Origin of the sequence: Sneathiella sp. (genome assembly GCF_029233945.1) — a bacterium.
GTDB lineage: Bacteria > Pseudomonadota > Alphaproteobacteria > Sneathiellales > Sneathiellaceae > Sneathiella.
Window position 1 is genome coordinate 1 of record NZ_JARGOQ010000076.1, and the last position, 11,751, is coordinate 11,751.

The window sequence follows — 11,751 nt, forward strand, 5'->3', positions numbered from 1 at the left end:
GCGACAGGATCATGGTGTTGACGGCGACAGATTTACCCGAACCTGTTGTGCCGGCGATCAACAGATGCGGCATGCGGGCCAGATCGGCCACGACCAGATCGCCGCCGATATCCTTGCCGAGGGCCAAAGTAAGTTTTGAATTCGTGCTTTCATAGGCAGCCGCGGAGAGAAGCTCACGCAGGAAAACAGTTTCCCGTCGCTGATTGGGAAGCTCGATCCCGATCGCGTTGCGGCCGGGGATAACGGCAATACGGGTGGATATCGCGCTCATGGACCGGGCGATATCATCGGCAAGACCAATCACACGGGAACTTTTAAGGCCGGGAGCTGGCTCCAATTCATAAAGCGTGACAACCGGTCCCGGACGGACCCGGCTGATATCCCCTTTAATTCCATAATCATCGAGCACGGATTCAAGCAGGCGCGCATTCTTGGACAATGCCTCTTCGCTCACAGGTTTGGAAACAAGCTTGGCGTCAGGAAGCGCGAGCAGGTCAAGAGGCGGAAGCTGGTATTCTCCGGCAGGCCCCAGAGCAAGCGCGGGCTGTTTTTCTGCCGCAACCCGTTTGCCGACGGCAGCCCCTGATTTCCGTTGTTCGATCTGCGGTTCGACAGTCTTGCGAACGGCTGGCGCTTTCTCTTTCTTGATACGAGATTTTTTCTTCTTTTTGGCAGGTGCGTTCGTATCTACGGGTTCGTCGCCATCCTCCTCTATGTCACGGCGAAAGCGGAAGTCACGCAAATACCCTGGCGCGAGCAGAAGTGTCTGCACGACGGCTTTGAGTGACAGGCCGACAACCCGCCATTCTTGTGCAGAAACGCCAAAAGAGACGAGTAACAGGGCAATGGCGATGATCGCCAGAACAGGCCCAAGGATCGCCGCATGAATATCGAGGCCGATCTGCTGACCGCCAACAATGATCGAGTTGAAAATAACCTCGCCAACGATGCCGCCATAACCGGAGTTAAGCGGCCAGCCCTCTGCCACGGGAAGTGCGGCAAGGGCGGAGGAAGAAATTGATACGCCAAAGGGAAGCACGGCAAGATGCACCCATCCCCACCGCAGCCCCCGATGTGACATCACTCGCCATGACCAGGCAATCAGCCCCAGGATCAGGGCAACGGACCCAAAACCAATGGTTTGCAGTAACAAATCCGCCAAATGGGCCCCGCCTAGTCCGAGAAAGTTACTCGGCGGGTTTGACGTGGCGTGATTAAAATTGGGATCATCCGGCGAATAGGATACGAGAGCTAGAACGCAGATGAGCGCGAGCAACAACAGTACCAGCCCCCCCAGCTCAACCAGTCGCCGGTGGAGAAAATCTACGCTTCCGCTCGGCAAAAGGGAAATCGATTTGGAGCCTTTTGATTTAAACATCATACGGTTATTCTATAAGCTATTGGCTAATCTAGTTAAAGCCTCTTTACTGTCCTCTGGCGGCGAAACTAGGGCAACCCGGATATAAGGGTCACCGGGATTGACGCCATCAGGACCGGGCACACTCAAAAATTTGCCTGGTAGAACGCGAACTGCAGCCTTCGTCCAGAGTCGTTTCGCGGCCTCGACACCGTCGCCGACATCCAGCCAGAGGAAAAACCCTCCTTCCGGGCGATAAAAGCCGAAATTCGACCCGAATATTTCCTCGGCCATATCAAATTTTTCGCGGTAAAGAGACCGGTTTTCCGTCACATGAGTATCGTCATTCCAGAGTGCCGCCGCCGCTGCACATACGGGGAGAGGGGAGGCCGCGCCGGCAAAGTTTCGCAAATTGAGAAAAGTCTTGATAATGTCACTTTTCCCAACGCAAAAGCCCGACCTGAGCCCTGCGGCGCTGGAGCGTTTTGAGAGGGAATGAAACGCAAGCACATGATCAAGCGCGCCGCCAGCTTTCGCGCAGATTTCAAGGATGCCAGTCGGCGGTGTTTTATCATAGATCTCGGAATAGCATTCATCGACGATCAGCATGAAATCATGTTTGCGCGCAAGCGCAAGGGTCTCCGCCAGATAATCTGCGCTTGCCACGGTTCCCTGTGGGTTGGAAGGGTTGCAGAGATAAAAGGCGGAGGTGCGATCGAGAAGCTCCGGCGTGAGCGCGTCCAGATCCGGAAAAAAATGACTCTTCTGTCCGGCAGGCAGGAAGATCGGCTCCGCCCCCGCCATGACGGCGGCCGCGTGATAGACATGGTAATAGGGCGTTGGCAGGAGAATAACCGGCTTGGGCTGATTGTGCCCTGCCCGCTCCGTAATGACAGACGCGATCATATAGAGCGCTTCCTTCGTCCCATTCACGGGCGCGATGTTCTGATCGGCCTCGATCATGCCTTCCGGCAGCTCATATCGCCGGGAAAGCCAGCCGGTAATCGCCCCTCTCAACTCAGCGGTGCCGCCTACCGGCGGATACTTGCCATAAAGATGCTCATTGGCGCGAAGTGCCTCGATCATCAATTGCGGCGGCTTATGCTGTGGCTCGCCGATGGTCAGGATTGTGGGGTCGATATCCGGTACCGGGGCCAAAGGATCGAGAAGCGATCTCAGCGCATCAAAGGGAGAGCCGCGCAAATGGGACAATTCGGAGTTAATCATACACAGAGCACCGGTGCCGAAGGAATTAAACGGGCTCCGAATTTAGTTAAATCGTCTCGGCTGTACAAGCGGCAACACGCCGAAGGGTGGTATAAATCGCGACCTCTTGCTTTTATACCACGCCTTTCAGGCGCCAGGGCGCAAGTTAGCGCAAATCCTGTTCCGGATAGGCACCGATTTTATGGATACTGAGATCCGCGCCGATAAATTCGTCATCTTCCGAAAGACGGATACCGCTGGTCATCTTAAGAAGGCCATAGACCAGAAGGCCAGCGATCAGAGCGTAAGCACAGGCGAGAAGGCTGACAATGACTTGTGCGGCAAGGCTCACCCCGCCCAGCCCGCCGAGGGCTTCAAGCCCGAAGATACCGGCGGCGATACCTCCCCACAGGCCGCAAAGACCATGCAATGGCCAGACGCCAAGCACGTCATCGATCTTGAGCGTATTCTGGCAATAGGTGAAGGCAAAGACGAACAGCCCACCGGCAACCCCGCCCGTCAGCAGCGCTCCGATTGGATGCATAATATCCGAACCGGCGCAGACCGCGACAAGGCCCGCAAGCGCCCCGTTATGTATAAATCCCGGATCATTGCGTCCGGCAAAAAGCGCGGCGACGATGCCACCAACCATCGCCATAAGGGAGTTCATGGCGACGAGGCCTGATATCCCGCCAACTGTTTGTGCGCTCACGACGTTAAAGCCAAACCAGCCGATACAGAGAATCCATGAGCCCAACGCGAGAAACGGGATATTCGACGGTGGAATGCCAATAACCCGCCCGTCTTTCGTATAGCGGCCCTTGCGGGCGCCAAGAAGCAATACGGCACCAAGAGCGATCCACCCGCCCATAGCATGAACGACAACCGATCCGGCGAAATCGTGAAAACCGACCCCGAATATATTTTCGATATGGCCCTGGATGCCAAAGTTGCCATTCCAGATGATCCCCTCAAAGAAGGGGTATATCAAGGCGGTCAGAATTGCCGTTGCCATAAGTTGCGGCCAGAACTTTGCACGCTCGGCGATACCGCCAGATATAATGGCCGGAATAGCGGCGGCAAATGTCAGCAGGAAGAAGAATTTAACCAGATCGTACCCATTACTTGAAAAGACATATCCGTCTGCTTCCGCCTCGCCCGCAAGAACGGCGGCCCCCACAAGGAAATCAACCCCATAGGCGACGGCATAGCCGATAAAGAAATAACTGATTGTCGAAACACCGAAATCCGTGATGATTTTGATCAGGGCGTTGACCTGGTTTTTCCGCCGGACCGTGCCAACCTCAAGAAAGGCGAAACCGGCGTGCATGGCAAAAACCAGAATAGCGCCTAGCAGCACGAACAGGACGTCCGTGCCTGTAATTCCCTCAGACATTCAACTTAGCTCCCTCATATTTTATTCCCGCGTTGGGGCGCGGATTAGAGTGTTTTAATCAAGGAGTGTGCCAAGTCTGATTTTGCCCATTTTTTGGTAGCTTCGGGCATATACAGGAGTTCGACAAACGAAAATTGCCCAATTTCTAACCATTTTCACGGCCAAAAATTGGGCAATTGCGTAAATACTAGGCGGCACTGCCGCCTAGTCTGCTGTTAGAAGGACTGTGAGCCTTGTCCGAATTCAGGATAGGCTTCAAGGCCAAGCTCTGCCTTGTCGAGACCCTCGATTTCATCCTCTTCGCTGGCCCGGATACCCATGGTGTACTTCAGGATCAGCCAGAAGATGCTGCTGAGGACAAGTACGAAGATACCGATTGCGACAATGCCGGTTAGCTGCGTGACGAAGGTTGCGTCTGGATCGGAAATAGCGACGGCAATCGTACCCCAGATACCGCAGAACAGATGGGCCGGGATGGCGCCAACAACATCGTCAATTTTCAGCTTGTCGAGCAACGGAACGGCGAAAACCACGATCACACCACCAATCGCGCCGATGATGATGGCCATTCCGATTGTCGGATCAGCAGGCTCTGCGGTAATCGATACAAGACCGCCAATTGCGCCGTTCAAGGCCAGGGTCAGGTCGACTTTCTTATACATGATCTGTGTTACAATCATTGCCGCAAGAACGCCACCGGCAGCCGCCATGTTGGTATTGGCAAAGACATTTGCCATTTCGATCGCGCTGGCAGCTGAACCGAGTGCGAGCACAGAACCGCCGTTAAACCCAAACCAGCCGAGCCACAGAACGAAAGTACCGAGGGTCGCAAGTGGCAGGTTTGCACCGGGGATCGGATGGACCTTGCCGTCGGCAGAATATTTGCCTTTGCGAGCACCAAGGATGATTGCGCCGGTCAGGGCCGCCCAGCCACCAACGGAATGCACAAGCGTTGAGCCGGCATAATCGGAAAAGCCCATTTCCGCGAGCCAGCCGCCACCCCATACCCAGGAGCCCTGGATTGGATAAATAATCGCGGTCAGCAAGACGACAAAGGTCAGGAATGGCCAGAGCTTGATCCGCTCAGCCAATGTTCCCGATACAATGGAAGCCGCTGTTGCGACGAAAACCATCTGGAAGAACCAGTCGGAAGACGCAGAATAACCGCCATCTGCAAAGGTTCCGGACAATGCTTCCGCATCATCGGGACCCCAGAACGGGCTGAAGCTTCCGATAAAGCCGGTCACATCCATATACATGAGATTATAGCCGATGAGATAGAATGTCAGACCGGCAACCGAGTAGAGAGCTATATTCTTGAGGCAAATGGTCGCCGTGTTCTTGGAACGGACAAGCCCGCTTTCCAGCATGGCAAAGCCCGCAGCCATCCACATGACAAGGGCACCGTTTACAAGGAAAGAGAAAGTGTTGAGAACATAGGCCGTTTCGCTATCAACCGCGGCGAAAGCAGGTGCCGCACCAACAAGAGCGAATGCCGCAAGGGATGCGGCGGCAGTTTTTATATATTTCAAATTACGCATCATTAATCTCCTAGAGCGCGTCTGCGTCAGTTTCGCCCGTGCGAATACGGACAACATTCATCAAATCGAAAACAAAGATTTTGCCATCGCCGATCTGCCCGGTTTTCGCGGCGCCAGCAATTGCTTCGACCACCTGTTCAGCAAGATCCTCCTTGACGGCAACCTCGATTTTAATTTTGGGGAGAAAAGAGATTGCATACTCCGCGCCGCGGTATATTTCTGTATGCCCTTTCTGTCGGCCATACCCCTTGACTTCCGTTGCTGTCAGCCCGTCGACACCGATGGATGTCAAGGCATCACGCACTTCGTCCAGTTTGAAGGGCTTTATTACAGCCATTACCAGCTTCATGATGGTCACCTCATTGACTTGTCATTTTTGACCGGAGCGAAAAACTCCGGTTTCGGCCTCTTTTTTTCAAGACCCGTGCCAACTGAAGCTCGTTTTGAAATTTATAGTGTTATCAATGTATTAAGGATATGGTGCTAAAATTTTGAGCGTAATTTAGCCCTAGAAATGCCTAAAAAGTAACCATATTGGATAAAAAGACTAATATTTAGGCATTTATTGGCTTGAGGGCGACTTCGGCCGCAGCGGACAAGCGTAGTAGCTTTCCTTCGGAGTCACCCGGCGCCATTAACATTAGCCCTACCGGGAAGCCGCTTTCAAGGCCGCAAGGCAGTGTCGTCGCACAAAGCCGGAGCAAGTTCGCCAGCCGCGTGAGGCTGATAGACATCATTGTTGCCTTCAGATAAGCCTCAACACTTTGAAGGAGCGGCGCGATCGCCGGGGGATGCTCCGGCTGGGTCGGGCCGACCACCAGATCAAAGCCGGCAGTCTGCTCTATATACGCTGCCGTCAGCTTTTCCATGCCACGATAAAGAGCAGCGGCATCGATGGCGGAGAAATTGTCTGCAGCAAGAATTCTCTCTTCAATCGGCTCATACATGCAGCCTCGATTGGCGCGAATTTGGTCACCATACATCATGCAAGCCTCTATCGCAGCCGGGCTTCCATGCTTGGTCGTTAATGCAACAACGTCATCGAACGCCCGTACCGGGCCTTCCGTCACGATTGCGCCTGCAGCTTCTAATAGCGAGAGACCCTTTTTTACCTGTTCCGTGATAGCGGGATCGGAGAGTTTGTCGAACTGGCTTGTCGCCCGCAATATCCGCACGCCTTTGAGTGAGGCACCGGAAAGGTCGGCTGGTTTCCGACCGGAAAGAATGCTGTAGAGAATATTTGCATCCGCTACATCGCGCGTGAGTGGCCCGATGGTATCCTGGGAATAGGAGAGCGGGACGGCACCCTCCAGAGAAATTTGACCATGTGTTGTTTTGAGGCCGGTGATGCCGCACCAGGCTGCTGGAATCCGAACGGAGCCGGCTGTGTCCGACCCGATCGCCGCCGGAGCCAGTCCTTCCGCTATGGAGAGCGCGGCGCCTGCCGACGATCCGCCGGGGACCCGCTCGATTTCCCGATCAAAGGGATTGGGACCGGTTCCTGTCCATGGATTGACCCCGATACCGGAAAAGGCAATATCCGGCATATTCGTTTTGCCAAGGCAGACGAGACCGGCTCGGCTTGCCCGGGTCAGGCATTCTGCATCTGCCGTGGGAATGCGGCCCTCATAAAGTCTCGTGCCCGCTTCCGTCGCAACGCCGGCTGTATCGAATAGGTCTTTCCAGGAAATCGGTACGCCATCCAGCGGGCCGAGACGTGTCCCATTCCTTGCCCGGCTTGCGGCGGCTTTTGCCTCGTTCAGCGCCCGCTCTTCGGTCAGGCGGACATAAATTTTATGGTCCGGGTCGAGTTTTTTGATGCGATCCAGAAAGTATTGCGCAAGTTCGATTGGGTCAATCGATCCTTTGCCAATAAGATGCCCAAGTTCGAGGGCTGTCATTTCGTGCCAATGTTTTGCCATGGCAGCAAATTAGGCATATATCTCTTGGGTGACAAGCAATCTGGTGAATTTATTCGCATGGCGGAAATGATGACGGAAAAATCGATCAATGTGGATGTTCTGGTGGTGGGGGGTGGCCTGAACGGTCTGCCTTTTGCTATCGCTGTGGCGTCTGCTGGTCTGGACGTTCTGGTTCTGGAGAAAGAGGAGCCGACACATCTTGTTGATACGGAATTTGATGGACGAGTATCGGCAATCGCCCATGCCTCGCGCAACCTGCTCCGTTCCTGCGATGTCTGGAAGCATGTAAAGGCGAAGGAGCCGATGCTGGATATCCGGATTACGGATGGCCCGTCGAAGTTCTTCCTTCACTATGATCACAGCCAACTTGGTGATGAGCCATTTGGTCATATGGTCGAGAACCGGCACTTGCGCGAAGCTCTCTACGCCCGGGCGGCGGAAATATCCACACTGACCATTAAGGCGCCGACGGAATACACAGATATTACGCGAGAGAACTCCGGCGTGACCGCGCGCCTCGCCTCGGGTGAGACTGTAACGACGCGGCTTGTCGTTGCAGCGGATGGCCGCAATTCACCGATCAGGCAGCAGGCCGGGATAAAAACCGTTGGCTGGTCCTATGATCAGATGGGCATTGTCTGCACCATCGTGCATGAGAAACCGCACCATGGTGTCGCGCAGGAACGGTTTTTAAAACCTGGACCCTTCGCCATCCTGCCGATGACGGGGAACCGCTCTTCGCTTGTCTGGACGGAACCGACAGAGCGCGCGAAAGTCATCATGGCTCTGCCGGACGCGGACTTTCACCGGGAGATGGCCACGCGTTTTGGTGACTATCTGGGTGATCTTAAGGTTGCTGGTCCACGCTGGAGTTATCCGCTCACGCTTCATCAGGCGGAACGATATGCTGATTTAAGGCTCGCGCTCATCGGGGATGCGGCGCATGGAATGCATCCGATTGCCGGGCAGGGTCTCAACCTTGGCCTGCGCGATGTGGCGGCATTGGCGGAAGTAGTCATCGATGCGGCCCGGCTGGGGCAGGATATCGGCGGCGCCACGGTACTTGAGGATTATCAGCGCTGGCGCCGGTTCGACAGTATCGTCTTGCTGGCCATCACCGATGGACTGAACCGGCTATTCACAAATGATATTCCTCCGGTCCGGCTGGCGCGCGATCTGGGGCTCGCGGCGGTAAACAAGATGCCGAAGCTCAAAGGCTTCTTTATGGAGCATGCACGCGGCACGGTTGGAAAGATGCCGCGACTCCTGCGCGGCGAAGCTCTCTGAGGCGGACTTATGGATCCCGGCTAAGGCCGGCTTTCGCGAGATTGTTGAGATAAGTTTCCCAGATGCTCTCCTGATTGAGGCCGAGTTCATAAAGATACGCCCAGGAGAAGAGGCCGGTGTCGTGCAGATCATCGAAACTGATGCGCACCGCGTAATTGCCAACCGGTTCCAGCCCCATAATCCCCACATGCCGCCGTCCGGCGACGGTCTGCTTTTGGCTCGCCCCATGGCCCTGCACCTCCGCAGAGGGGCTTTCCACGCGTAAAAGCTCTGCCGGAAATTGAAAGGATTGGCCATCTTCGAAGGAGACGGCCAGCGTTTTTTCGGCTTTTTTCAGGCGGACCTCGGTCGGCTTCGGCCGACCCGCCTGGTCATAGATTTCGCCGCTCATTAGTCTGAGGTCTCGTCAATTTCCCTTGCTTCATCTACAAGCATGATCGGAATGCCGTTTCGGATCGGATAGGCGAGACTTGCCGTCTTGCTGACCAGCTCATTATTCTCCCGATCAAAAATCAACGGACCCTTGGTGAGCGGGCAGACAAGGATCTCCAGAAGCTTTGGATCAACGGCTAACGTCTTATTGTCGGACATGGGTGTCTCTTTAAGTAGAGGTTATTGCACGGTGCGGTGTGTTTCCACCTGCTGCAGCATCATTTGCAGCAGGCTGATCAGCAAATCTGATCTGGCGGCAATGTCGGCCGCCTCAAGCAGGGCCTGTTTTTCGACGGGGGAAAAAGGGCAGATCATGGACAGGGAATTTACCAGACTATCATCTTCCAGATGGTCAAGCGTTTGCCAGTCGCGGGCCTCTTCTTCAAACTCCAGAAAATGATGCAGGGCTTCATGCAGGGCCAAGCGATCAATACAGTTGCGCTGCACGGGCTCCATATCATGCATGAATTTTCGGTACTCCACTTTTACCTGCCGATAGGGCGTCGCTACGTCCAGCTCTTCAACCACCTCAAACCGGCAAATGCCCTCCAGTGTAATGCGCAGCATGCCATTGGGCAGTTCGCCATATTCACAGATTTTACCGGCGCAGCCAATGCGATATACCTCCGGGGTCATCTGGTTGGCATCCGGGTCGCGCGGCTGGATCATACCGATCAGGCGATGGGTGGCCATGGCGTCCTGCACCATGGCAAGATAGCGGGGCTCGAAAATATTCAGCGGCAAATGTCCATTCGTTAATAAGAGCGCACCGGTTAAGGGAAAGAGCGGCAGGGCAGTCGGGAGCTCTTCCAGCCCCGTATTTGCGCCCGTATCCGTCATGCGAAGAGGATCGATGACAGCTGCCGACGGAGACTCTTGGTGAGCGGGTCTGTCGGCCCCATCACTTCCAGCATCTTGAGAAGCTCCTGCCGTCCGGCGGCTTCATTCCAGTCCCGGTCCCGGCGGATGATTTCCAGAAACTCAGCCCCACCTGCTTCATATTCACCGCTGCCAGCGAGCGCTTTCCCATATTCAAGCCGGGCCGCAAGGTCATCAGGGTTTTCTTCAACCTTTAGGCGGAGCGGTTCCAGCTCCCCGGCATCGGCGGCATTTTCGGCGAGCGAGATAGCGGCGAGTGCCGCGGTGACGGCGGGGGTTTGCTTGGTGTCTTCTGGAAGTGTCTCCATTAGGCTCTTGGCGGCGTCAACTTCGCCAAGCTTGATGTAAACCCGGGCAAGCTGCGCTTTCGCATCAACATGATCCGGATCCAGCTCCAGAATTTTTGCGAATGCCGTGAGCGCGACTTCCGTGTCACCGGCCTCTAACGCTTCGGTGCCGGATTGATAGGCCTCCTCTATTGGAGAAGGCCCGATCGGACCCGCATGTTTCTCGACAAATTCCTTGATCTTGCTTTCCGGCAGCGCCCCCATAAAGCCGTCTACAGGCTGACCATCCTTGAAGGCGAACACCGCCGGGATGGATTGCACCTGAAGGCTTTGGGCGATCTGCGGATGCTGGTCGATATCGATCTTAACCAGCTTCACCGTGCCTTTCGCATCGGTGACCACCTTTTCAATCATCGGGCCGAGCTGTTTGCACGGGCCGCACCAGGGCGCCCAGAGATCGACAAGGACCAGAGTTTCCTTACTTGCCTCAACGACGTCCTGCATAAAGCTCTCTGTCGAGCCGTCCTTGATCAAATCGCCGCCCGCGCTGGCGCCTTCGCTAATCAGAGTTTCCATAAGCCTAGTTTACCAATGTCTTTTTGTTTTCAAAGAAGAGCGAGCCATCGAAGCCGCTGTTGCCCGACCCTTGGGATAGCACCATACGCCTGCTTTGTTAAGAGTCCTGTGGATGATTTAGGCCATGGATTAAAGACAATCAAGGCAGGTGTGAAATCTTAATTGCGCTCCGGTAGTTCAAGAATGCGCGGCTGATGCCCGCACCCCTCGATAAATTTCTCTAAATCGCTTGAGGTGACTTGCGTCGTCATCGAATTGCGAAGCGGATGATAATTGAGCAGATCATGTGCCATCATCCGTTCCTCCAGGATTACCGTGATCTTTTGATCCGTATCGTTGATGAGGGAGAAAGGCGTCACCGATCCCGGTTCAACGCCGAGGATCTCCCATAGAAGCTCCGGCTTGCCGAAGCTTAGGTTCTTCGCGCCAATCAGCTTGCGAAAGGCTTTCAGATCGACGGCCGTATCCTGCAGGCAGATAACAAGGTAAAGATCGCCCGTCTTGTCTTTCAGGAACAGGTTCTTGCAATGCCCGCCGGGGATATGATCCGTATGCGTCTGCGCTTCATCGACCGTGAAAACCGGCGCATGGTGGTGGGTTTCATAAGTGATTCCCAACTCATCGAGTTTGGCAAACAGTTCCTCCGGGGTTGCGGGCATTCTTTCTCCTCTCCTTGGTTTAGGTGAGGAAAATTAGCGACTCCGCCGCTCCGGGGAAATAAAGAATTCACAAAAGCCGCATTTTTTGACAAAACGCGCTTGCATTCAGGGGCCATTTACGTATTATCCCGCCTCGCAACGGATGTTGCACGCTCGAGCGGGCGTAGCTCAGGGGTAGAGCATAACCTTGCCAAGGTTAGGGTCGTGAG

12 protein-coding genes are annotated in these 11,751 nt (G+C 54.9%); 1 reads left to right on the plus strand and 11 read right to left on the minus strand.

Translation table 11 applies throughout. The features are described from left to right. From P1U71_RS16675 to P1U71_RS16700, 6 genes are all read right to left on the minus strand, one after another. The coding region (locus P1U71_RS16675; RefSeq protein WP_301106803.1) for a DNA translocase FtsK 4TM domain-containing protein at positions 1-1,381 on the minus strand (1,381 nt) is incomplete at its 3' end. 9 nt (positions 1,382-1,390) lie between these two features. Continuing rightward, the gene (locus tag P1U71_RS16680) at positions 1,391-2,584 is read right to left on the minus strand and encodes an aminotransferase class I/II-fold pyridoxal phosphate-dependent enzyme (RefSeq protein ID WP_301106804.1); all 1,194 of its coding nucleotides are present in this window, start codon (positions 2,582-2,584) and stop codon (positions 1,391-1,393) included. Positions 2,585-2,729: 145 nt separating this feature from the next. Then, entirely contained in the window at positions 2,730-3,959 is a 1,230-nt protein-coding gene (locus P1U71_RS16685) for an ammonium transporter (RefSeq protein WP_301106805.1), read from the minus strand. 215 nt (positions 3,960-4,174) lie between these two features. Next, positions 4,175-5,500 carry an ammonium transporter gene (locus tag P1U71_RS16690; protein WP_301106806.1) on the minus strand — a complete coding sequence of 442 codons (1,326 nt, stop codon included), beginning with the start codon at positions 5,498-5,500 and terminating at the stop codon, positions 4,175-4,177. A gap of 10 nt (positions 5,501-5,510) precedes the next feature. Further along, positions 5,511-5,849, minus strand: coding sequence for a P-II family nitrogen regulator (locus P1U71_RS16695; protein WP_207041894.1), 339 nt, complete (start codon positions 5,847-5,849; stop codon positions 5,511-5,513). 205 nt (positions 5,850-6,054) lie between these two features. Continuing rightward, a complete protein-coding gene (locus P1U71_RS16700) occupies positions 6,055-7,401 on the minus strand; it encodes an amidase (protein ID WP_301106807.1) in 1,347 nt (448 codons plus the stop codon). Between the two features lie 45 nt (positions 7,402-7,446). Here P1U71_RS16700 and P1U71_RS16705 point away from each other — a divergent pair, with 45 nt between their 5' ends. Next, positions 7,447-8,709, plus strand: a complete 1,263-nt coding sequence (locus tag P1U71_RS16705; RefSeq protein WP_301106808.1) for a UbiH/UbiF/VisC/COQ6 family ubiquinone biosynthesis hydroxylase — start codon at positions 7,447-7,449, stop codon at positions 8,707-8,709. A 7-nt stretch (positions 8,710-8,716) separates the two neighbouring features. Here P1U71_RS16705 and P1U71_RS16710 read toward each other — a convergent pair whose 3' ends face one another. The 5 genes from P1U71_RS16710 to P1U71_RS16730 form a co-directional block, all read right to left on the minus strand. After that, on the minus strand, positions 8,717-9,100 hold the full coding sequence (locus tag P1U71_RS16710) for a DUF971 domain-containing protein (RefSeq protein ID WP_301106809.1): 384 nt from the start codon (positions 9,098-9,100) through the stop codon (positions 8,717-8,719). Next, on the minus strand, positions 9,100-9,300 hold the full coding sequence (locus P1U71_RS16715; protein WP_301106810.1) for a Trm112 family protein: 201 nt from the start codon (positions 9,298-9,300) through the stop codon (positions 9,100-9,102). Before P1U71_RS16715 ends, P1U71_RS16710 begins: the two co-directional genes overlap by 1 nt. Before the next feature lie 21 nt (positions 9,301-9,321). Next, a complete protein-coding gene (locus P1U71_RS16720) occupies positions 9,322-9,981 on the minus strand; it encodes an LON peptidase substrate-binding domain-containing protein (protein ID WP_301106811.1) in 660 nt (219 codons plus the stop codon). Then, entirely contained in the window at positions 9,978-10,883 is a 906-nt protein-coding gene (gene trxA / locus P1U71_RS16725; protein WP_301106812.1) for a thioredoxin, read from the minus strand. The genes P1U71_RS16720 and trxA overlap by 4 nt, the downstream gene beginning before the upstream one ends. 158 nt (positions 10,884-11,041) lie before the next feature. Beyond that, the gene (locus P1U71_RS16730) at positions 11,042-11,542 is read right to left on the minus strand and encodes a prolyl-tRNA synthetase associated domain-containing protein (RefSeq protein WP_301106813.1); all 501 of its coding nucleotides are present in this window, start codon (positions 11,540-11,542) and stop codon (positions 11,042-11,044) included. Positions 11,543-11,751 lie beyond the last annotated feature (209 nt).